20 protein-coding genes are annotated in these 20,728 nt (G+C 69.6%); 15 read left to right on the top strand and 5 right to left on the bottom strand.

The features are described 5' to 3' along the window. The 6 genes from ACIBF7_RS10940 (at window position 1) to ACIBF7_RS10915 (ending at window position 6,853) form a co-directional block, all read left to right on the top strand. A complete protein-coding gene (locus ACIBF7_RS10940; protein WP_397196985.1) occupies window positions 1-1,878 on the top strand; it encodes a glycoside hydrolase family 127 protein in 1,878 nt (625 codons plus the stop codon). Between the two features lie 11 nt (window positions 1,879-1,889). After that, window positions 1,890-3,251 (top strand): extracellular solute-binding protein, encoded by a 1,362-nt coding sequence (locus tag ACIBF7_RS10935; protein WP_397196984.1) that lies wholly within the window; start codon window positions 1,890-1,892, stop codon window positions 3,249-3,251. After that, on the top strand, window positions 3,251-4,132 hold the full coding sequence (locus tag ACIBF7_RS10930; RefSeq protein WP_397196983.1) for a carbohydrate ABC transporter permease: 882 nt from the start codon (window positions 3,251-3,253) through the stop codon (window positions 4,130-4,132). The genes ACIBF7_RS10935 and ACIBF7_RS10930 overlap by 1 nt, the downstream gene beginning before the upstream one ends. Next, entirely contained in the window at window positions 4,129-4,965 is an 837-nt protein-coding gene (locus tag ACIBF7_RS10925) for a carbohydrate ABC transporter permease (protein WP_271277131.1), read from the top strand. The genes ACIBF7_RS10930 and ACIBF7_RS10925 overlap by 4 nt, the downstream gene beginning before the upstream one ends. Before the next feature lie 103 nt (window positions 4,966-5,068). Then, entirely contained in the window at window positions 5,069-6,277 is a 1,209-nt protein-coding gene (locus tag ACIBF7_RS10920) for an acyl-CoA dehydrogenase family protein (RefSeq protein WP_397196982.1), read from the top strand. Window positions 6,278-6,676: 399 nt separating this feature from the next. Next, window positions 6,677-6,853, top strand: coding sequence for a hypothetical protein (locus ACIBF7_RS10915; RefSeq protein ID WP_271277133.1), 177 nt, complete (start codon window positions 6,677-6,679; stop codon window positions 6,851-6,853). A gap of 792 nt (window positions 6,854-7,645) precedes the next feature. On the opposite strand, the gene ACIBF7_RS10910 is transcribed toward ACIBF7_RS10915, so the two are convergent. The 5 genes from ACIBF7_RS10910 to ACIBF7_RS10890 form a co-directional block, all read right to left on the bottom strand. Continuing rightward, a complete protein-coding gene (locus tag ACIBF7_RS10910) occupies window positions 7,646-8,404 on the bottom strand; it encodes an SDR family NAD(P)-dependent oxidoreductase (protein WP_397196981.1) in 759 nt (252 codons plus the stop codon). Beyond that, window positions 8,401-9,171, bottom strand: coding sequence for an HpcH/HpaI aldolase/citrate lyase family protein (locus ACIBF7_RS10905; RefSeq protein ID WP_148032262.1), 771 nt, complete (start codon window positions 9,169-9,171; stop codon window positions 8,401-8,403). Before ACIBF7_RS10905 ends, ACIBF7_RS10910 begins: the two co-directional genes overlap by 4 nt. Window positions 9,172-9,174: 3 nt before the next feature. Next, the gene (locus ACIBF7_RS10900) at window positions 9,175-10,068 is read right to left on the bottom strand and encodes an ABC transporter permease (RefSeq protein WP_148032261.1); all 894 of its coding nucleotides are present in this window, start codon (window positions 10,066-10,068) and stop codon (window positions 9,175-9,177) included. Window positions 10,069-10,076: 8 nt separating this feature from the next. Then, window positions 10,077-10,865 (bottom strand): ABC transporter ATP-binding protein, encoded by a 789-nt coding sequence (locus ACIBF7_RS10895; protein WP_148032260.1) that lies wholly within the window; start codon window positions 10,863-10,865, stop codon window positions 10,077-10,079. A 65-nt stretch (window positions 10,866-10,930) separates the two neighbouring features. Continuing rightward, window positions 10,931-11,710 (bottom strand): IclR family transcriptional regulator, encoded by a 780-nt coding sequence (locus ACIBF7_RS10890; RefSeq protein WP_148032259.1) that lies wholly within the window; start codon window positions 11,708-11,710, stop codon window positions 10,931-10,933. A 194-nt stretch (window positions 11,711-11,904) separates the two neighbouring features. On the opposite strand from ACIBF7_RS10890, the gene ACIBF7_RS10885 reads away from it, so the two are divergent. From ACIBF7_RS10885 to ACIBF7_RS10845, 9 genes are read left to right on the top strand one after another with little or no spacing between them, the layout of a single operon-like run. Then, complete coding sequence (locus ACIBF7_RS10885) at window positions 11,905-12,795, top strand: DUF6282 family protein (RefSeq protein WP_397196980.1); 891 nt, start codon at window positions 11,905-11,907, stop codon at window positions 12,793-12,795. Window positions 12,796-12,827: 32 nt separating this feature from the next. Next, window positions 12,828-13,694, top strand: a complete 867-nt coding sequence (locus ACIBF7_RS10880; protein ID WP_397196979.1) for a hypothetical protein — start codon at window positions 12,828-12,830, stop codon at window positions 13,692-13,694. A gap of 15 nt (window positions 13,695-13,709) precedes the next feature. Then, window positions 13,710-14,801 carry an ABC transporter substrate-binding protein gene (locus ACIBF7_RS10875; protein WP_397196978.1) on the top strand — a complete coding sequence of 364 codons (1,092 nt, stop codon included), beginning with the start codon at window positions 13,710-13,712 and terminating at the stop codon, window positions 14,799-14,801. Then, window positions 14,802-15,803, top strand: a complete 1,002-nt coding sequence (locus ACIBF7_RS10870) for an LLM class flavin-dependent oxidoreductase (protein WP_397196977.1) — start codon at window positions 14,802-14,804, stop codon at window positions 15,801-15,803. It abuts the gene before it with no gap. Further along, the gene (locus ACIBF7_RS10865) at window positions 15,800-16,993 is read left to right on the top strand and encodes a thiolase family protein (RefSeq protein ID WP_397196976.1); all 1,194 of its coding nucleotides are present in this window, start codon (window positions 15,800-15,802) and stop codon (window positions 16,991-16,993) included. Before ACIBF7_RS10870 ends, ACIBF7_RS10865 begins: the two co-directional genes overlap by 4 nt. Continuing rightward, complete coding sequence (locus tag ACIBF7_RS10860; RefSeq protein WP_397196975.1) at window positions 16,990-17,652, top strand: 3-oxoacid CoA-transferase subunit A; 663 nt, start codon at window positions 16,990-16,992, stop codon at window positions 17,650-17,652. Before ACIBF7_RS10865 ends, ACIBF7_RS10860 begins: the two co-directional genes overlap by 4 nt. Further along, window positions 17,649-18,314, top strand: a complete 666-nt coding sequence (locus ACIBF7_RS10855) for a 3-oxoacid CoA-transferase subunit B (protein WP_397196974.1) — start codon at window positions 17,649-17,651, stop codon at window positions 18,312-18,314. Before ACIBF7_RS10860 ends, ACIBF7_RS10855 begins: the two co-directional genes overlap by 4 nt. 17 nt (window positions 18,315-18,331) lie before the next feature. Further along, entirely contained in the window at window positions 18,332-19,759 is a 1,428-nt protein-coding gene (locus ACIBF7_RS10850; protein WP_397196973.1) for an aldehyde dehydrogenase family protein, read from the top strand. A 13-nt stretch (window positions 19,760-19,772) separates the two neighbouring features. Then, entirely contained in the window at window positions 19,773-20,399 is a 627-nt protein-coding gene (locus ACIBF7_RS10845) for a nuclear transport factor 2 family protein (protein WP_397196972.1), read from the top strand. Window positions 20,400-20,728: the final 329 nt, after the last annotated feature.

Genomic DNA, 20,728 nt, shown 5'->3' with positions numbered 1-20,728 from the left:
ATGGATCAGATCCCCGGTCCCGCCGTCCCTTCCGCCCGCGCCGTCCTGCGGCCGATCGGCCTCCGTGACGCCCGCGTCACCGGCGGGCCGCTCGCCCGGTGGCAGCGGGTGAACCGTGAGACGAGCATCCCGCTCGGCCTGGAGCGGATGGAACGATCGGGCGCGCTGCCCAACCTCCGCCGCGCGGCGGGGGAGCGCGACGGCCAGTTCCAGGGATACCGGTTCCAGGACTCCGACCTCTACAAGCAGCTGGAGGCCGTCGCCTGGGAGCACGCCCGCGCTCCCGACCCCCGGTACACGGCGTTCATCGAGCGGGCCGCGGCCGTGCTGGCCGCCGCGCAGCGGCCCGACGGCTACCTCAACTCCCACTACCAGGTCGTCAAGCCCGAGAAGATCTACGCCGAGCTGGAGTACAGCCACGAGATGTACTGCGCCGGCCACCTGCTCCAGGCGGCGGTGGCGGTCGCCCGCGCGGGCGCCGGGGACACGCTGCTCCCGGTCGCCCGCCGCCTGGCCGACCACCTCGTCCAGGTGTTCCTCACCGGTGGGAACGACGGCATCGACGGTCACGCCGAGGTCGAGACCGCGCTGGTCGAGCTGCACCGGCTGACCGCTGATCCCGCCTACCTCGACCTGGCGGCCAAGCTGGTCGACAACCGCGGCAAGGGGCTGATCCGCGACAGCGGCATGGGCCCGCTCTACGCCCAGGACCATCTGCCGGTACGGGAGGCGGACACGCCGGTCGGGCACGCCGTACGCCAGCTCTACCTGGAGGCCGGCGTCGTCGACCTCTACCTGGAGACGGGCGACGAGTCGCTGCTGGAGTGCTCGGTGCGCCGGTGGGAGGACATGGTCGCCACCAAGACCTACGTCACCGGCGGCAACGGCTCGCGGCACGACGGCGAGGCGTTCGGCGAGCGCTACGAACTGCCGCCCGACCGCGCCTACAGCGAGAGCTGCGCGGCCGTCGCGAGCATCCACTGGAACTGGCGGCTGCTGCTGGCCACCGGCCACGGCCGCTACGCCGACCTGCTCGAACGGGTGCTGTTCAACGCCTTCGCGGCGAGCACCTCGGCCGACGGCCGGCGGTTCTGCTACGTCAATCCCCTGCAGCGCAGGAACGACCTGGTCGAGGACGCCTACCTCGGGCGGCGCAGGGAGTGGTTCGCCTGCGCCTGCTGCCCGCCGAACATCATGCGGCTGGTGGCCTCGCTCGGCGGCTACCTCGCCACGTGGAGCGAGGCCGGGCTGCAACTCCACCAGTACGCCGAGGGCGTGGTGAGCGGAGGCGGCGGACGGGTGCGGGTGGACACCGACTACCCGTGGGACGGCCTGGTCCGCGTGACGGTCGAGGAGGCCCCGGCGGGGGAGTGGGAGCTGGCGCTCCGGATCCCTTCCTGGAGCGAGACCACGTACGTCGACAGCCACCTCGCCCAGCCCCACGAAGACGGATATTTCAGGATTCGTCGCTCGGGCTGGCGGGCCGGCGACACCGTTGAGCTGAACCTCGACCTGACCCCCAGGCTCCTGCGCCCGCACCACCGCGTCGACGCCGTCAGGGGCAGCGCCGCGCTGCAGCGCGGCCCCCTCGTCTACTGCTTCGAGCAGGCCGACCAGCCCGGCCGCGTCGAGGTGGACGACCTGGCCATCGCCCGTGACGCCGTCCCCCGCCCGGTCCCCAGGGACGACCTGCCGGGCGTCGGCCGCACCGTCCTGCTCGACGTCGACGCGGTCGTGGTGCACGAGCCGCGCGACGGTCTCCCGTACACCAGCAAGTCCCTCGCGACCAGCACCCGCGTGACCGCGACGGCAGTCCCCTACTTCCAGTGGGACAACCGCGACGGTGGCGCGATGCGGGTCTGGATCCCCCTCGCGTAAGGAACACGCCGATGAGAAGACGCGACCTGTTGAAGCTCGGCGGCCTCGCCGCTCTCGGGGCCACGGCCGCGGCCTGCGGCGGTGACCAGGAGCGGGCCGGCAGGACACAGTTGCAGTTCATGTTCTGGGGCTCGACGTTCGAGAAGAAGGCCGTCGAGAACATGCTCAAGCAGTACGAGCAGAAGAACCCGGGCGTCACGGTCAAACCGCTCTACACCCCCGACGAGTACGACGTGAAGCTCAACACCCTGGTGGCCGGCGACCGCCTGCCGGACGCCGGCTACGTCCCGATGGCGATGTCGTTCCGGCTCGGCGAGCAGGGCAAGCTGGTCAACCTGTTCCCGTACCTGAAGAAGTATCCGCAGCTGGCCGGCTACCTTCCCGACGCCTACCTGTGGAGTGGCCGGGACGACCTGCACGGCCTCGCCACCGCGAACGAGTCCATGCTGCTGTGGTTCAGCAGGTCCGCCGTGGCCGCGGCCGGCGTCACCCCGCCGGCCGCCGCCGCCTCGGCCTGGACGTGGGACCAGCTCGTCGAGAACGCCTACAAGCTCACCGTCGACCAGAACGGCAGGCACCCGGACGAGTCCGGCTTCGACCCCGGGCAGGTCAGGCAGTTCGGCGTCTCCAGCAGCATCACCTACGGCGCGGCCTGGTACGGCTACCTGCGCTCCAACGGCGGCGACATCGCCGACGAGACCGGCAGGACCTGCCGGCTGGACACGCCCGAGGCGATCGAGGTGTTCCAGAACCTGCAGGACCTCATCTACGAGCACCGCGTCGCGCCCGGCCCCGGTCAGCTCGCCGCCACCGGCGACGACGTGCCCGGCACCAACATCCTGCTCAAGACCAAGCGGGTGGCGATGGTCGTGGACGGCCACTGGAGCCTGCTCGACATGAACGAGAGCGCGGTCGACTACGGCATCGGCGTGCTGCCGAAGTACGCCGAGCCGTACACCGCCACCCAGGTCGCCGGGGCGTCGGCGGTGTTCGCCGGCACCGCGCACGAGCAGGAGGCGGTCGAGCTGTTCGCCTTCCACAACGACCCCCGCTACGTCGACCTGTACGCGCGGGGCCTGTGGATGCCGCAGGAGAAGAAGTACTACGAGGACCAGGCGGCGATCGACGCCTGGACCAAGAACGACCAGCACCCGCCGGAGTTCCGCACCGCCGTCGTCGACTACACCCGGGAGCACGGCGTGCCCGACTTCCGCAACCGGCTCAGGAACCTGTCGGCCATCGCCGGCGACGTGCTCACCCCCGCCCTGCAGGAGATCGAGACCGGCAAGCGTCCGGCCGGCGAGATCCTCAAGGCCGCCACCCCCAAGATCACCGGCATGCTGCAGGGCTGGCATCACACCCAGGAGGTGTGATGCGCCGCCTTGAGACGCGCTGGGGCATCCTCATGGCGCTGCCCGCCATTCTCGGATTCCTGATCTTCACGATCGGCCCGATGGCGGCCTCGGCGTTCTTCAGCCTCACCGACTGGCGGATCGGCGCCGCCCCGGTGTACGTCGGGCTCGGCAACTACGCGGCCATGGCCGGCGACGAGCTGTTCTGGAAGTCGCTGACCACCACCACGTACTACACGCTCGGCTCGGTCCCGCTGGTGCTCATCGTCAGCTTCGCCGTGGCCATGCTGCTGAACCAGCGCGTCCGCGGCCTGTCGGTGTGGCGGACGATCTTCTACCTCCCAACGCTGGTGCCCGCGATCGCCAACGTCGTGCTCTGGATCTGGATCTTCAACCCGGACTTCGGGCTGCTCAACTCCCTGCTGCGGCAGGGCGGGCTGCCCACCTCCCAGTGGATCTACGCCGAGTCCACCGCGGTGCCGTCGCTGATCATCATGAGCACCTGGGCCTTCGGCAACACCATGGTGATCTTCCTGGCAGGGTTGCAGGGGGTGCCGCGGCACCTGTACGAGGCCGTCTCGATCGACGGCGGCGGGCCGTTGCGGCGCTTCTGGCACGTGACGCTGCCGATGATGACGCCGACCATCTTCTACAACCTGGTGGTCGGCGTGGTCGGCACCTTCCAGGTGTTCAACCAGGCGTACGTGATGACCGAGGGCGGCCCCAACCACGCCACCCTCTCCTACGTCTACTACCTGTTCCGCAAGGCGTTCAACGAGAGCGAGATGGGCTACGCCAGCGCGCTCGCCTGGACCCTGTTCATGATCATCATGGTGGTGACGTTCCTCCTGTTCAGGAACGCGCGCCGCTGGGTCCACTACGAGATGGCAGGCGCCCGGTGACTCGCGGGCCGCGCCGGCTCCTGCTCTACCTGGCACTGCTGGCCGGCGCCGTACCGACGTTGCTCCCGTTCGTGTGGCTGGTGCGCAGCGCGCTCATGCGGGACGCCCAGATGTTCGTCGCCCCGCCGGAGTGGATCCCCTCGCCGTTCCAGTGGTCGAACTTCAGCGAGGCGCTCACCACCCAGCCTTTCGGCCGCTACTTCGTCAACACGCTGGTCATCGCCGTCGTCAGCGTGGTCGGCACGGTGCTGACCTGCTCGGTGGCCGCCTTCAGCTTCTCCCGGCTGCGCTGGCGTGGCCGCGACGTGGTCTTCGCGCTGCTGCTGACCGGCGTCATGCTGCCGTACGCGGTCACGCTCATCCCGACGTTCGTGATGTGGCAGCGGCTCGGCGCGCTGGACACGATCGCGCCGCTCACCGTCCCGAGCTGGTTCGCCGGGGCGGGCGGAGGCGTGTTCAACGTCTTCCTGCTGCGGCAGTTCTTCCTGACGATCCCCTTCGAGCTGGACGAGGCCGCCTACATCGACGGCGCCTCGCCCTGGCGGGTGTTCTGGACCGTCGTCATGCCGCTGTCCAGGCCCGCCATCATCGTGGTCACCATCTTCGCGTTCATCGGCACCTGGAACGACTTCCTCGGGCCGCTGCTCTACCTGCAGAGCGAGGAGAACTACACGCTGTCCCTGGGCCTGGCGTCGTTCCAGAGCATCTACCTGACGCAGTGGGGCTATCTCATGGCCGCCTCGGCGGCGGTGATCGCGCCGATCATCGCGCTGTTCTTCCTCCTGCAGCGGTACTTCATCGAGGGGGTCACGCTGACCGGGATCAAGAACTGAAGACGGTCGCGCGCCGCGGCCCGTCACGCCGGCCTGCGACTACTGGCCGGTAGCATACTGGCGTCGGGCCAGGCCTCACCGGAAGATCTCAGGGAGCGACCACATGAGCGGCTTCAGTCTGGACCTCAACCAGGACGTGATCGAGGTCCGGGACTGGGTGCACGCCTTCGCCCGCGACGTGGTCCGCCCCGCCGGCGCCGAATGGGACGAGCGCGAGGAGACCCCCTGGCCGGTCATCCAGGAGGCGGCCAAGATCGGCCTCTACTCGCTGGACTTCTTCGCCACCCAGTGGTTCGAGGGGAGCGGCCTCGCGCTGCCCGTGGTGTTCGAGGAGCTGTTCTGGGGCGACGCCGGCATCGGCCTGTCGATCGTCGGCAGCTGCCTCGCCGCCGCGGCGCTGTCCGGCAGCGGCACGCCCGAGCAGGCGGGCCAGTGGCTGCCGGAGATGTTCGGCACGGAGAACGACGTCAAGCTGGGCGCCTTCTGCGCCTCCGAGCCCGACGCCGGCTCCGACGTCGGCGCCATCCGCACCAGAGCCGTGTACGACAACGGCGACTGGGTCATCAACGGCGTCAAGACCTGGGCCACCAACGGCGGCATCGCCGACGTGCACATCGTCGTCGCCTCCGTGGACCCCGGCCTCGGCACCCGCGGCCAGGCCTCCTTCATCATCCCGCCCGGCACCCCGGGCCTGTCCATGGGCCAGAAGTTCAGGAAGCACGGCATCCGCGCCTCCCACACGGCCGAGGTCGTCCTCGACGGCGTCCGCGTACCCGGCTCGTGCCTGCTGGGCGGCAAGGAGAAACTGGACGCCCGCCTGGCCCGCGTCCGCAACGGCGAGCGCGCCGGCGAGCAGGCGGCGATGGGCACCTTCGAGACCACCCGCCCCACGGTCGCCGCCATGGCCGTCGGCATCGCCCGGGCCGCCTACGAGTACGCCCGCGACTACGCCCGCGAACGCGAGCAGTTCGGCCGCAAGATCGGCGAGAACCAGGCCATCGCCTTCCTGCTGGCGGACATGGCCACCCGGGTCGACATCGCCCGCCTGATGACCTGGCGAGCGGCCTGGATGGCCCGGCAGGGCAAGCGCTTCGAACAGGCCGAGGGCTCGATGTCGAAACTGGTCGCGGGGGAGACGGCGGTGTGGGTGACCGAGCAGGCCATCCAGATCCTGGGCGGCGCGGGGTACACCCGCGAGCACCCGGTGGAGCGCTTCCACCGCGACGCCAAGATCTACACCATCTTCGAGGGGACGTCGGAGATCCAGCGGCTGATCATCGGGCGCGCGGTGACGGGCCTGCAGGTTCGCTGAACCCCGGCGTCTGCAGTCTTCACACCGTCACTGGTTCGATCCCCGTATCGCCCACCACATCGCAGCAGGTCAGAGGCCGGTTCTCCAACGGGGTGACCGGCCTTCTCGCTGTCTGGACCGTCGTTGGACCGTGGCCCGGGTGGACCGTCACGGGATGGCAGGTCCCGGCACCCTCGCCGCGGTCCGGACGGTCCGCGATGTTCAACTGCCGGTCTTCGCTCGGGGCCTCAGCCGTGGGGCGAGCTGTTCGTTCCTCCCTCTGCACGGCTCCTCAATGGCTTCGACCTGCATCTCGGGGCGCCCACCACGAACGCGGGCAGCACCTGCAGTGATCCACAACTGATCCTCAAGATCGGCCAGCGAGCATGGCTCGTGTACGACGATCAAAGAGAGGGTCACATGAACAAAAAGCGCACGGCTGTAATGATCATGGCTGCGTTCTTCACCATCGGGGCAGCACAGGTCATCGGCGCCGGGTCTGCCACAGCCGCGCCCCTGAACGGCGCAGGAGTGTCGTCGATCTACCCCGACCAAGACCCCATCGACTGCGATACCCATCCGCACCACTGCCGCTGATCCGGCGCTCGTCGGGCTCGACTAGGCACTGTCTCAAATTCGAGCACCGACGTGTTGGTGCCGTAGGACCGGCCGGGGGTTCTGCCAGCGGATTCTGACCCACCTGAGCGAGCCCCGCTCCGCTTCCGCGAGCCGGAACCGGGGCAGGGCTCTCGGCTGTAGGCGGCCGGGGGAGCCGACTGCATGATCGTGCGGGACCACCGGAAACCCGGCATGGGAGCAGCAAGCGTCGCGGGCCCTCCGCCGCTCGATCGTGCGGGCGGTAACGTCCAGCTCCACTGCCTTGGCCTGCTTCCGCTCGGCCGAGCTCCGCCGTGACGGATCGAACTCCTCCCGTGGGACCGCCTCGGTCGGAGCGTCCGGCGGCAGCCTGGTCTCCACCTCGACGATGGTCCGCCCCGGCAGTAGGTGGCGATGCCGACCACCTGCGGGTCGTAGTCCAACATCAGGTGATCGCGTTCTAGCCAGGACTCGTAACCGACGTGCCGGCCCATCGTCGCTGACCACCACCGGTCCGAAAGTGCTTCCGCCCCTTGTAGGAAGGGAAGCGCCGGACCGGCCGGCCGTCCTCGAAAATGCCAGACCGGCCGGTAGGGAGGCCGGACCCCGCCAGTACCGGCTGGTCCAGCAGCGTGGCCAACCGCAGCACCGAGAACCCGCCGTCCGGCCGCCGAGCCGGTTGAAGGTCGGCAAGTCCCCCAACCGCTTCGAGGATTCCGGCCGGCTCAAAGGTGTCGCGCATGCCATCGACGCCGCGCAGCGCCCCGGTTGGCCCTCAGGGGCGGGTACGGATCACGCGTCGTCGTTGCGAGGCGCGTCGAGGTGGGTGACGAGGTTGATGCCGCCGTCGACGTGGATCACCTCACCGGTGACGAAGGGGACCTTGGTGAGCGCCAGGACCATCGCTGCGACGTCGGATGGTTGCCCGAGCCGGCCCAGCGGTGTCATGGCCACGGTGCGCGCCGCCCGCGTGGTGAGGCTGTCCGAGGTCAGTCGGGTCTGGAGCGGCCCCGGGGCGATCGCGTTCACCCGGACGTCTGGACCCACGGCCTTGGCCAGCAGCCTCGTCAGGTGGTCGAGCGCGGCCTTGCTGACGGAGTAGGGGATCGAGCTGCCGAGGGGGCGCGATCCGCCCACCGAGGTGATGTTGATGATCTGGCTGCCGGGCTCCATGACCTTCACGGCGGCGACGGAGACCTGCCACGTCCCGACGACGTTGACGCCGAGGATCCGGTGCCAGTCGTCAGCGGTGATCGCATCCAGGTCGGCGTGGGGGACGGGTCGAGACACTCCGGCGTTGTTCACCAGCAGGTCGAGCCGGCCGTGCCGCTCCACGGTCGTCTCCACCAAGCGCACGGCGTCGGAGGGATCGGCGATGTCGGCCTGGACGTAGCTCGCCCCCGGGAGCCGGGCCGCGAGCCGCTCACCGGCGTCGACCGAGGTGGCCGAGTTCACCACGACGGTGAAGCCGTCTGCCGCGAGCGCATGGGCGATCCCTTCTCCGATCCCGGAGCTCGAGCCCGTCACGATGGCGACCCGTGGCGCGCTCACCGGGCGACTCGCTCGGCGACGGGCGCTTTCAGCGCGTTCACGATCGCCCGGCTTCCGCTGGCGAGGATCGAGGTGTCGTTGCTGACCACCACGTAGTCGTAGCCGCGGGCCAGCGCGGTCCGGGCCTCCTCACTCGTGGCGGAGGCGGTGCCGATGGGAACACCTGCCGCGGCGGCGGCCTCCAGCGCGGACGTGGCGAGCCGGTCCACCTCGTCGCGTCCCGCCGCGACGCCCATCGACATCGAGAGGTCGGCCGTCCCGACGAGCGCGGCACCGATGCCGTCGAGGGCCAGGATCTCCCTCGCGTTCCTGATCGCCGCCTCGCTCTCGAGCTGGACGACGCACAGAACCTGCTCGTTGCCGTACTCGAGGTAGTCCGCCCGTGGCAGCAGCCCCCAGCGACCCGCTCGGCTGGTGCCGCCGGACCCGCGGTCGCCGCGCGGCGGGAAGCGGGTGGCCCGTACGACCGCCCGGGCCTGCTGAGCCGTGTCCACGTGCGGCACGATCACACCGGCCGCGCCGGCGTCCAGGACCCGCTGGATCACGCTGAGGCCGTGGTCAGGCACCCTGACGAGCGGGTCCACGCCGAGGGCGCGGGCCGTCGCGATGTGGGTCGAGGCGGCGCCCAGGTCCAGTGTCGTGTGCTCGAGGTCGATGACCACGAAGTCGAAGCCCGCGTAGGCCATGATCTCGACGCTCTCGGGGCTGGCGAGCTTGATCCAGGTCCCGAGCGTGCCGTCGTTGATCCCGTTGCGTACTCGTGTCATGGCTCAGATCCCGCTGGTGGTGTCGGTGGGGGCGGCGGTCCAGAAGACCAGCCACTTGCCGAGCTGCACGACGACCGCGTGCAGTGCGATGCCGACGGCCGACAGCACGACGATCACCGCGAAGGTCCTGGCCACGTCCAGGGTGAAGTTGCTCGCCTGGATCAGGTAGCCCAGACCTGCGGAGCTGCCCACGAACTCCGCGACCACGGCGCCGGTCACGGAAAGGATGACGGCGACCTCCAGTCCCGCGAAGATGTGCGGAAGCGCCGACGGGATCTGCAGGTGCCGCATGACCTGCATGCGGGACGCGCCGAAGGACCTGAGCATCTCGACCTGCTCGTAGGCGGCGGACCGGAATCCCAAGATGGCGTTGATGAGGAGGGGGAAGAACGCGATCAGCGCCACGGTCAGCACCTTCGAGCTGATCCCGATGCCGAACCAGACGATCAGCAGAGGCGCCATGGCGACCTTCGGGATGGTCTGGGTCAGGATGAGCAGCGGGAAGAGCACGCGCTCCACCGTCCGGAACTGGGTGATGAGCACCGCGGAGACCAGTGCCGAGCCGACCGCGATGCCGAACCCGATCAGGATCTCCTTCAGGGTGACGATCGAGTGGGTCATCAGGCTGCCGTCCTGGAAGCCGTCGACCAGGGAGCCGGCGACGGCCGTGGGTGCGGGGACGAGGATGTCGGAGACGTCGAAAATCTCCACGACGGCCTGCCAGACCACCAACAGCCCGATGAACACCAGCACGCTGTAGGTGATCTCCGGTACTCGGCGGCGTCGGGATCGGACCGGGGTGTCCGAGCTCGTGGGCGCCTCCACCGGCGCGGTCCCGCCGTCCGGGGCGGCGAGTGCCTCGCCGCCGGCTGCGTGGCGCTTGGTGTTGGTGGACATCAGGACTCCTAGTGGGCGCTGTGCTCGGAGTCGAGCAGCTTGCGGATCTTCAGGACGATCTCCCCGAACTCGGGCGTGTTGATGTTCTCGAGCCGCCGCGGTCGAGGGAGCGCGACCTCGACGACGTCCGCCAACCGGCCGGGTCGCGGTGTCATGACCACGACGCGGTCGGCGAGGAGCACCGCCTCGGGGATGCTGTGCGTCACGAACAGCACGGTCTTGCGGTCCTGGTCCCAGATCTTCAGCAGGTCCAGTCCCATCTGGTCGCGGGTCATCGCGTCGAGGGCGCCGAACGGCTCGTCCATGAGCAGGATGCGCGGGTCGTGCATCAGGGCACGGCCGATCCCGACCCGCTGCTGCATCCCGCCGGACAGCTCGTTGGGGTACCGATCGCCGAACTCCTCCAGGCCGAGCATCACCAGCAGCTCGTCGGCCTTCGCGTGGGTCGCGGCGTCCCGGGCGCCGTGAAGGTCCGGCGACGTCAGCAGGTTCTTCCGCACGGTGCGCCATGGCAGCAGCAGCGGCTGCTGGAAGACCATCCCGAGCTGGTTGCGGTGGGTGTCCTCCGACGGCCCGAAGGTGACCTGTCCGGAGGTCTGGCGGGACAGGCCCATGATGATCCGCAGCAGCGTGCTCTTGCCGCAGCCGCTGGGGCCGACGATGGAGATGAACTCACCGGCTCGGACGCTGAGGGAGACGTCGTCGAGAGCCTGGACGGTCCCGCCGGACTTCGTCGGGTAGAGCATGGACAGCGAGTCCAGGCGGATGACGCAGTCGGTGTCGGTGCTGGTCGGCATGTCTGTCATTCCTCACCTGGTTCGAGCGCAGGCTGCCCGCGCCTTGGTCGTCGTGCCGGCAGCGATCAGTCGGCCGCCTCGGGCCACGTGCCGCCCATCTCCTTGGTCAGTCGCTTGCAGGCGGCCTTTAACGCCGTGGCCTCTCGGGAGTCCAGCGCCTCCGGCAGCATCCGCTCGGTGCCGACGGCCGCGATCGTGGCGCAGATCCCGGTCGCCGCGAACACCGGCGCCGCGACGACGCAGATGCCGCGGTGGTTGACGTGGCTGCTCATGCCGGCCTGCTGGATCGCCTCGATACGACGGCGAGTCTCGGTGCGCTGGGGCTCGGGGAGGCTGCCGGTGAGCCGGTCGGCGTGGAACTGGTCGGGGAGGAAGGCCAGGAAGACCTTGGCCTGCGAGGAGTCCAGGGCGAGCTGCGAGCCCACGCGCACTGTCACCAGGGTGGGATGCTCGGCCTCCTCCACCAGCGAGACCACCGGGCCGGAGGTGCCCCACAGCGACAGCACGGTGCTGACCTTGATCTCGAGCACGAGCTCGCGCATGTAGGCCGGCGCCTTCTGCATGATGCGCTGCTGTCCCAGCATGAAGCTGCCGAGCTGCAGGATCGACCGTCCGGGACGAACGAGTGCGGAGTCCTCCACACGCTCGAGCAGGCCGGAGCCGATCATCGAGCTGAAGTAGCGATGCACCGTGGTCCGGTTCAGACCCAGCCGGCGGGTGGCCTCCGCGACGGAGAGCTCCGGAGTCTCCGGACCGAACAGTCCGAGGATCTGCGCGGTCCGGCTCACCGCCTGGATGTCCTGCTCGCGAGCAGTCACTGGCTTGTCGACCTGGCGCTTCGTCATCGGCCCCCGCCTCGTTGAGTGTCCATAAAGAGTGCCCGTAGTTCGCAGTACGGACAGAGAGTAAGCGTGTCCCACGTCTCGCTGCAAGATTTTCCTGCGAATTCGCGGAAGCCTTCCTCGAACGCACCCTATTGACAGACCGGATAGCGAACTCTCAGTCTGTGATGCGAACACCGCCGACGCCTGGAGACTTCGTGACTGCCACACCCGCCATCATCAAGCTGCTGAACGGCTGCGTTGACCTGCACTGCCATTCCGGCCCGAACCCGTTCCCCCGACGCATCGACCATGCCGAGGCCGGCAAGGACGGCGAGCGGCTCGGCATGCGGGGTGTGCTGGTGAAGTCCCACCACCACAACACCGTCATGGACCTGCTCGCGATGAGCGACCGGCTGGCCAAGATCAAGACCCCGGTCTTCGGCGGCATCACCCTGAACAGCATGATCGGCGGCATCAACCCCCAGGCGGTGGCCATGTGCCTGCGCATGGGGGGCAAGGCGGTGTGGTTCCCGACGTTCTCGGCCGGCCGGCACATCGAGTGCCATCCGGAGGGCGTCGGCTTCCCCACGGCGAGCGTCGAGGTGCCGTCGTCCAGGGTCGGCATCCACCAGGAGAACGGCGAGCTGATCCCCGAGGTCCACGAGGTGCTCGACCTGGTCAAGGAGACCGGCGCGATGGTGACCGGCGGGCACATGGAGACCGAGTCGATCACCCAGTTGTTCGCCGCGGCCAAGGACAAGGGTGTCACCCGGATGCTGCTCAACCATCCCGACTACGTCATCGGCGCGGACGAGGCGAAGTGCCGTGAGCTCGTCGGCTACGGAGCGTTCGTCGAGCACGAGACCGGCTTCTACGACCCCGAGGGGACCAAGAAGTGGGACCCGAAGATCCTCATGGACTGGATCGAGAAGATCGGCCCGGAGCACACCGTGATCGCCTCCGACCTTGGCCAGAAGGACCGGCCGCTGCCGGTGGACTCCTACATCCGCGTCGCGACGGCGCTGCTGGACCTCGGCCTGGACGAGAGGTCGCTGCGGCAGATCTTCTGCGACAACCCGGCCTTCCTGCTCGGCCTGGACGACTGAACGACCACCCCCACGACAGATGAGGACAGACGATGACCACCTTGGCCACCCCACCCGACGTGGAGTTCTCCGACCTCGGTACGGGCGATCCCGACGAGACGACCCCTGGTGGATCGTCGACGTGGTACTTCCGCGGACACAACTTCGTCCTCGCCTACACGACGCTGGTCGCCGGCGACGTGCTGGAGCGGGATGACCAGCCGGACGAGTACGTCGCGATCCTCCCGTACGAGGAGTGCGGCGTCGTCATCCGTGCGTCGCGGGAGTCCGAGCCGGTCTCGGGCAAGGCCGTGGTGATGGTCCCGCCGGGCAGCAGCGCGATCGCCGGCGTCGACGACTGCACCGTCGTACGGCTGTTCAGCTCCCGGTCCGCCGACCTGCTGGACAAGGCGCGCAACCGGGACTCGTACGCCGATCCGCACCCGAACACCAAGCCGTTCGAGCCGTGGCCCGACCCGCCCGGAGGTTACCGCATCAGGGCCTACCGGCTGGCCGACCTGCAGGTGACGCAGGACGCCGTCCGCCCGGGCCAGATCGTGCGGTGCAGCACCTTCATGATCAACTTCCTGGCGCCCAGGATCGGCCCGCGCGATCCGGACACCCTCTCGCCGCACGACCACGACGACTTCGAACAGTGCTCGCTCGCCGTGGAGGGTGAGTACGTCCACCACCTGCGGACCCCGTGGTCCAGGCGGCGCAGCGAGTGGCGCGAGGACCGGCACCTGAAGTGCGGCAGTCCTTCCGTGGCCGTGATCCCGCCGCCCATGATCCACACCAGCGAGGCCGTCGGTTCGGGGACCAACCAGCTGATCGACATCTTCTGCCCGCCGCGTCTGGACTTCTCCCTGACGCCGGGCCGAGTGCTCAACGAAGACACCTACCCCCTCCCCAACCAGTAAGAGGCAGGTTCCATCGTGAAGACCGGACGAGCGGTGAAAGTCGTCAGTGGTGCGGTCGCGGTCTTGTGCGCGGTCGTGACGCTGAGCGCGTGCGGTTCCGGCAGCGGATCCGACGCCTCGGCCAAGTCCGGCGGGCTGACGCCGGTGACGTTCGCGATGGCGTCCCCGAGCTGGAACGCCGGCTACGCGGTCATGGCCGTCGTGGAGGCCGAGGGTTTCTACGAGCAGGAGGGTCTGAAGGTCACGACCAACCTGTTCCCGTCGGCCACCCAGGCAGCGCAGCAGGTCGCCGGCGGCGGGGCCGACCTCGGCCTCATGACGGTCGAGCCCGTGGCCATCGGGCACGACAAGGACCTGGACCTGGCCTACTTCAGCTCCTACTGGGCGAAGTGGATCTACAGCCTGCAGTTGCCGGACGGTTCGGACGTGAAGAGCATCGCCAACCTGAACGGCAAGAAGATCGGCGTCTCCGCGGTCGCGAGCTCCGGCGCGACGTTCGCCCGGACCGCGATGGAGCTCAACGGGCTGGGCCAGAACGGAGCCACGCTGGTGCCGATCGGCGCCGGCGCCCAGCAGATCAACGCCATCAAGAGCGGCCAGGTCGATGCGCTGGCGCTCTGGGACATCCAGTACCAGATCGTCAAGAACGCCGGCGTCACCTTGACGCCGCTTCCCGTCAAGGAGACGGCGGACGCGTGGGGCGGCGGCTTCGCGACGACCCGGAAGAACCTCGAGGCCAAGAAGGACGTCCTCGAACGGTTCGGCCGTGCGGTGGCGAAGGCGTTCGTCTTCGCCAAGGCCAACCCGGAGGCCGCGATCCGTGACCTGTGGAAGCTCTATCCGGAGACCCGCGGGTCGGAACCGGAGGAGAAGGCGCTGGCCGACGGGGTCAAGGTCCTCGAGGTACGCCTGGACGGGCAGGGCTTCGACGACAAGACCCTGGGCCGGATCGACGAGGCGGCGTTCACCCGTTCGCTCGACTTCATGGCCTCGGCCGGACTCATCAAGAAGTTCCCGGCGAAGGAGATCTACACCGACGCGATGTTCAAGGCGTTCAACGAGTTCTCCTACGACGAGGTCGTCAAGCAAGCAGAGAGCGCCGGCTGAATGCGGCTGGGGGTCGCGCTCGACCTGAGCTCCCAGGAGCCGGTCCGCCCGCAGGTGGATCGCGCGGTCACGCTGCTCGCCCGCGCGGAGCGGCACGGTTTCGACTCCGCGTGGGTGGGTGAGAGCTATCACGCGGCGGCTCAGCCGTTCCACCTTCCGTCCGCCCTGATGGTCCTGGGGCATCTGGCCGGGCGGACGTCCCTGGCGCTGGGGTCGGCGGTGCTGCTCCTGCGCGCGTACAGTCCGGAGAAGCTGGCGTACGAGGCCGCGCTGCTCGACCAGCTGTGCGGCGGGAAACTCACCCTCGGCCTCGGGCTCGGCGGCCCGGAGGTCGCCCAACGGGCCGGGCTGCCCGCGTCAGGTCCGGCCGGCGCGGCCTTCGACGCCACGCTGAAGTCGCTGCGCGACGCCTGGTCCGCCGACGCGCCGGTGGCGGTCCCGCCTCCGGTGCGGCGCGGGGGGCCGCGGATCCTGGTGGGCGGCAAGGTGGCTGCCTCGGCCCGTCGTGCCGCGACGCTCGCCGACGGATTCTACGGCGCGACGAACTACTGCGACGACCTGTTGACCAAGCAGTCGGCCGCCTACTGGTCGTGTCGCGGCGGACGGCCGGACGGGACGGAGGGAGTGGTCGCCACCACCAGGTTCTGCGTCGTCCACGAGGATGCCGCCACTGCCCGCGAGCTCGCCGCGCGCCACCTGAAGGCCGCGACCGGCTACTACACCGAGCGGGGCTTGTGGATGGGTGCGGACGGCCCTGCCGAGATCGAGCTCCCCATGGTGGGCACGCCCGACCAGATCGACGCGACGATCGCCCGGTACGTCCGGGCGGGGGTCACGTCCGTCCAGCTGCGGATCGCCCCGTTCGGCATGCCGCCGGAGGTCGCCCGCCACACACTCGACCTCGTCGGGCGGCACGTCCTCCCGCACTGGCACCACACGACATCCGCAAGCAAGCGAAGGACGCCTCCTGAGATGGGGCAGGAAGTGGAGACGCTCCGATGAGCAGCTCATTCGTGTACGCGTCGGTCCGGACCCCGTTCGGCCGGTTCAACGGAGCCTTGGCCGACACGAGGACCGACGATCTGGCCGCGACTGCGTTGAAGGGACTTCTCGACCGCTCGCCGGGCCTGGATCCCGGCCTGGTCGACGACGTGTTCTGGGGCAACGCCAACGGCGCCGGCGAGGACAATCGCAACGTCGGCCGGATGGCCGTGCTGCTGGCGGGCATGCCCGTCTCGGTGACCGCCACCACGGTGAACCGGCTCTGCGGCTCGTCGCTGGACGCCGCCATGATGGCCGCACGCATGATCGAGGCCGGCGACGCGGAGATCGCGATCGCCGGAGGCGTGGAGTCGATGACGCGGGCGCCGTGGGTCCTGCCGAAGCCGTCGCGCCGGTTCCCGGCAGGCGACGTCACCGCCGTCTCCACGACGCTGGGCTGGCGTCTGGTGAACGAGCGGATGCCCGCCGAGTGGACGGCCTCGCTGGGCGAGTGCAACGAGCAACTGCGGGAGAAGTTCTCGATCTCGCGTGAGCGGCAGGACGAGTTCGGCGCCCGCTCGCACCGCCTCGCGGCGGAGGCGTGGGCGAAGGGCTTCTACGACGACCTCGTGGTGCCCGTCCCCGGCGCCGACCTGGTCCAGGACGAGAGCATCCGTGCCGGCACCTCGCTCGAGGCGCTGGCGAAGCTGAAGCCGGCGTTCCGGCCCGACGGGACGATCACCGCCGGCAACTGCTCACCGTTGAACGACGGCGCGAGCGCGGTCCTGCTGGGCTCGGCGAGCGCGGCCGCGACCATCGGCCGTGACCCGGTCGCGCGGGTCGCCGGTCGCGGCTGGGCGGCGCTGGAGCCGCAGCAGTTCGGCTACGCCCCGGTCGAGGCCGCGGGCGACGCGCTCGAGCGGGCGGGCATCACCTGGGACGACATCGGCGCCGTCGAGCTGAACGAGGCGTTCGCCGTCCAGTCGATCGCCTGTGTCGACGCCTGGCTGAAGCTCGGGCTGCGGGACGCCGAGGTCGTCAACGCCAAGGGCGGGGCGATCGCCATCGGGCACCCGCTGGGCGCCTCGGGCGGGCGCGTTCTCGGGACCCTCGCGGCGCGGCTCGTGGAGTCCGGTGAACGATGGGGCGTGGCGGCCATCTGCATCGGTGTGGGTCAGGGCTTGGCGGTCGTGCTGGAGAACGTCGCATGACGCTGCTCTGCACCTCTGCCGACGAGGCGGTCAGCGGCATCGCCGACGGCTCGACGGTGCTGGTCGGCGGCTTCGGCACGACCGGCATGCCGTTCGACCTGATCGACGCGTTGATCCGGCAGGGAGCGCGAGACCTGACCGTCGTGTCGAACAACGCGGGCAACGGGGACACCGGGCTCGCGGCGCTGCTCGCGGCCGGGCGGGTGCGCAAGATCGTGTGCTCGTTCCCCCGGCAGACGGACTCCTGGGTCTTCGACGAGCTGTACCGCAGCGGGAAGATCGAGCTCGAGGTCGCGCCGCAGGGGAACCTGGCCGAGCGCATGCGCGCCGCCGGAGCCGGGATCGGCGGGTTCTACACCCGCACCGGAGCCGGGACCCTCCTCGCGGAGGGAAAGGAGACCCGCGAGATCGACGGCCGGACGTACGTCCTGGAGCTGCCCATCGCCGCCGACGTCGCGCTCATCAGCGCCCACACCGCGGACGCCTTCGGGAACCTCGTCTACCGCAAGACGGCACGCAACTTCGCTCCCGTCATGGCGACGGCCGCGACGACCACCGTCGTGCAGGTGCGGCACGTCGTCGAGCCGGGAGTGCTGGATCCTGAGGCCGTGGTCACCCCAGGCATCCACGTCGACCGGATCGTGCAGGTGGCGTCATGATCGCTCAGCACATTGACCGCAGCCCCCTCGGGCGGGACGAGATGGCCCGGGTGCTCGCGCGCGACATTCCCCGCGGGGCGTACGTCAACCTCGGCATAGGTCAGCCCACGACCGTCGGCGACCACCTCCCCCCGGAGTCGGGGGTCATCCTCCACACCGAGAACGGCATGCTCGGCATGGGGCCGGCGGCGACGGGCGACGCGATCGATCCCGACCTGATCAATGCCGGCAAGTTCCCGGTGACCGAGCTGCCCGGCGCCTCGTACTTCCACCATGCCGACTCGTTCGCCATGATGCGAGGCGGCCACCTCGACCTGTGCGTCCTCGGCGCCTACCAGGTCTCGGCATCGGGGGATCTCGCCAACTGGCACACCGGCGAGCCCGACGCGATCCCGGCGGTCGGCGGGGCGATGGACCTCGCCGTGGGCGCCAAGCAGGTCTTCGTGCTGATGTCGCTGTTCACCAGGACCGGCGAGCCGAAGCTCGTCAGGGAATGCACGTATCCGCTCACCGCGCTGCGGTGCGTGGACCGGATTTATACGGACGTCGCCATATTCGAGATCACCGGAGGGGACCAGGTCCTCGTCCGGGAGACGTGGGGGATCTCGTTCCATGAGCTCCGCTCGCGACTCGACGTCCCGCTCGCCGCGGCGACACCATGAGGAGGTTGGAGAGCGACATGTCCACCAGGCACCAGTTCTACATCGGGGGTGCGTGGGTCGATCCGGCCGCGCCGCGCACCTTGGGCGTCCTCGACCCCGCGACCGAGGAGACGTTCGCGGAGATCAGCCTCGGGACGGCCGAGGACGTCGACCGCGCGGTGGTGGCGGCGCGCGCGGCCTTCGCCGCGTACGCGCACGTCAGCGTGGAGCAACGGCTGGAGTACCTCGAGCGGATCATCTCCGGCTTCCGGGCTCGGCTGCCCGAGATCGCCCGGACGATGACGCGCGAGATGGGGGCGCCGATCACGTTCTCGACGGAACGCCAGGCCACGGTGGCGCTGTTCCACTTCGAGGAGGCGGCCCGCGTGCTCGCGGACTATCGCTTCGAGGACAAGATGGGAGCCGGGATCGTGCGGCGCGAGCCGATCGGCGTCTGCGGTCTCATCACGCCGTGGAACTGGCCGCTGAACCAGGTCGCGTCGAAGGTGGCCCCGGCCCTCGCCACGGGATGCACCGTGGTGCTCAAGCCGAGCGAGATCGCGCCGCTCAGCGCCATGGTGCTCGCCGAGGTCATCCACGACGCCGGACTGCCGCCCGGCGTGTTCAACCTCGTCAACGGTGACGGTCCCACGGTGGGTGAGGCCATCGCGGCGCACCCCGGCATCGACATGGTCTCGCTCACCGGCTCGACCGGTGCCGGCATCAGGGTCGCCAAGCTCGCGGCCGACACGGTGAAGCGCGTCGCGCTCGAGCTCGGCGGCAAGTCGGCCAACATCATCCTGCCCGACGCGGACCTGGAGTCCGCGGTCGTCGCCGGGGTGCACTCGTGCTACACCAATGGCGGCCAGAACTGTCAGTCGCCCACGCGGATGCTCGTGCACCGCTCGCAGCGCGACGAGGCGTACGCCGCTGCGCGACGGGCGGTCGAGGAGGTCCGTCTCGGGGACCCGTTCGATCCGTCGACCACGATGGGGCCCGTGGTGAGCCAGGCGCAGCTGGAGAAGATCACCGCGCTCGTGCAGTCGGGGATCGACGAGGGCGCGACGCTCGTGGCCGGCGGCCCGGGACGCCCCGACGGGCTCGACAAGGGGTTCTACGTCCGCCCGACCGTGTTCGGCGACGTCACGCCGCAGATGCGGATCGCGCGCGAGGAGATCTTCGGCCCCGTGCTCTCGATCCTGCTCTACGAGACCGAGGACGAGGCCGTCGAGATCGCGAACGACACGCCGTACGGGCTGGCGGGCTTCGTGCAGTCGAAGGACCCCGACCGCGCCCGCAGGGTCGCCAACCGCATCCGTGCGGGCCGCGTCTACCTCAACGGCGCTCCGTTCGACCGCAGCCTGCCGTTCGGCGGCTACAAGCAGTCCGGGAACGGACGGGAGTTCGGGCGGTTCGGCTTCGAGGAGTACCTCGAGGTGAAGGCCGTGCTCGGCTATCCGCGGTGAACGAGAGGACGACATGGTGAACCCTGACCACAGCCGGCGGCTGGCAGTCCTCCTGGACCGCGAGGAGCTCTTCGACCTGGTGAGGCGGGAACGCTTCGCCCGCGACCAGCGACTCTTCGACATGATGCGTGACTGCTTCCACGACGACGCCTACGTCCGGACCACGTGGTACGAGGGACGCGGCGGCGAGGCCTACGTCGAGGCGACGAAGACGTGGATGGAGCGGACCGGGAACAGCAAGCACTGGGTCTTCCCCGCCTACGCGCGGGTCGAGGGCGATCGGGCGACCGTCGAGAGCCCGGCGAAGATCTTCAACCGGACCACGGTGAAGGGAGTGGAGGTCGACTTCCACGCCTACTGCCGCTTCTTCTCACGTGCGGTTCGGGACGAAGGACGGTGGAGGCTGATGACCTTCGAGGTCCTGATGGAGCGCGACGAGCTGCGCCCCGTCCACGCGGGTGACGCGCTTCCGGTGGACGTGGCCCAGCTTGCCGGGCTTCGGCCGTCCTACCGGTTCCTCACCTGGATTCAGTCGACCCGCGGCGTGACGGTGAGCCAAGACCTGCTCGGCGACGACCGGCCGGCCGAGCTCGACGCGTTCCACCAGGGCGAGACCGCCTGGCTCGCCGGCACGGGCTAGCGGTCAGCGCCGCGGGCCCCGCTGCGACGGGCCCGGGCGTGCACGAGTCCTGGGCAGGTCGAGCCGTAGGTTCGCTCTGCACCTGCACCGCCGGCATCGGCCAGGACGACGAGCCCGACATCGTCTCGGTCCCCGGCCGCGCGACCGCGGACCGAGCAGCCCGGCGTGTTCGGCCACGTTCCAGCAGTTCTCGCGGTCGGTGTCGGCCGGCAGCCCGCGCACGTACGCATGCGCGGCGCGACGTGGTTCGATGCGGCCGAACCGACCGGCGGTCCGCGGCCACCGCACGATCTTCGGTTGTCTTCACCGACTCCGGATGATCCCGCGGT

It is taken from the genome of Nonomuraea sp. NPDC050478 (assembly GCF_044458265.1).
Taxonomy (GTDB): Bacteria; Actinomycetota; Actinomycetes; order Streptosporangiales; family Streptosporangiaceae; genus Nonomuraea; species Nonomuraea ferruginea.
Note: the sequence above shows the minus strand (reverse complement) of the source record. Positions and strands in the feature narration are given on the sequence as shown.

What these genes read in the sequence shown, in the direction of transcription:
- ACIBF7_RS10940 (WP_397196985.1), top strand. Translation starts at nt 1, where the DNA reads ATGGATCAGATCCCCGGTCCCGCCGTCCCTTCCGCCCGCGCCGTCCTG.
- ACIBF7_RS10935 (WP_397196984.1), top strand. Translation starts at nt 1,890, where the DNA reads ATGAGAAGACGCGACCTGTTGAAGCTCGGCGGCCTCGCCGCTCTCGGG.
- ACIBF7_RS10930 (WP_397196983.1), top strand. Translation starts at nt 3,251, where the DNA reads ATGCGCCGCCTTGAGACGCGCTGGGGCATCCTCATGGCGCTGCCCGCC.
- ACIBF7_RS10920 (WP_397196982.1), top strand. Translation starts at nt 5,069, where the DNA reads ATGAGCGGCTTCAGTCTGGACCTCAACCAGGACGTGATCGAGGTCCGG.
- ACIBF7_RS10915 (WP_271277133.1), top strand. Translation starts at nt 6,677, where the DNA reads ATGAACAAAAAGCGCACGGCTGTAATGATCATGGCTGCGTTCTTCACC.
- ACIBF7_RS10905 (WP_148032262.1), bottom strand. Translation starts at nt 9,171, where the DNA reads ATGACACGAGTACGCAACGGGATCAACGACGGCACGCTCGGGACCTGG.
- ACIBF7_RS10900 (WP_148032261.1), bottom strand. Translation starts at nt 10,068, where the DNA reads ATGTCCACCAACACCAAGCGCCACGCAGCCGGCGGCGAGGCACTCGCC.
- ACIBF7_RS10895 (WP_148032260.1), bottom strand. Translation starts at nt 10,865, where the DNA reads ATGCCGACCAGCACCGACACCGACTGCGTCATCCGCCTGGACTCGCTG.
- ACIBF7_RS10890 (WP_148032259.1), bottom strand. Translation starts at nt 11,710, where the DNA reads ATGACGAAGCGCCAGGTCGACAAGCCAGTGACTGCTCGCGAGCAGGAC.
- ACIBF7_RS10880 (WP_397196979.1), top strand. Translation starts at nt 12,828, where the DNA reads ATGACCACCTTGGCCACCCCACCCGACGTGGAGTTCTCCGACCTCGGT.
- ACIBF7_RS10870 (WP_397196977.1), top strand. Translation starts at nt 14,802, where the DNA reads ATGCGGCTGGGGGTCGCGCTCGACCTGAGCTCCCAGGAGCCGGTCCGC.
- ACIBF7_RS10865 (WP_397196976.1), top strand. Translation starts at nt 15,800, where the DNA reads ATGAGCAGCTCATTCGTGTACGCGTCGGTCCGGACCCCGTTCGGCCGG.
- ACIBF7_RS10860 (WP_397196975.1), top strand. Translation starts at nt 16,990, where the DNA reads ATGACGCTGCTCTGCACCTCTGCCGACGAGGCGGTCAGCGGCATCGCC.
- ACIBF7_RS10855 (WP_397196974.1), top strand. Translation starts at nt 17,649, where the DNA reads ATGATCGCTCAGCACATTGACCGCAGCCCCCTCGGGCGGGACGAGATG.
- ACIBF7_RS10850 (WP_397196973.1), top strand. Translation starts at nt 18,332, where the DNA reads ATGTCCACCAGGCACCAGTTCTACATCGGGGGTGCGTGGGTCGATCCG.
- ACIBF7_RS10845 (WP_397196972.1), top strand. Translation starts at nt 19,773, where the DNA reads ATGGTGAACCCTGACCACAGCCGGCGGCTGGCAGTCCTCCTGGACCGC.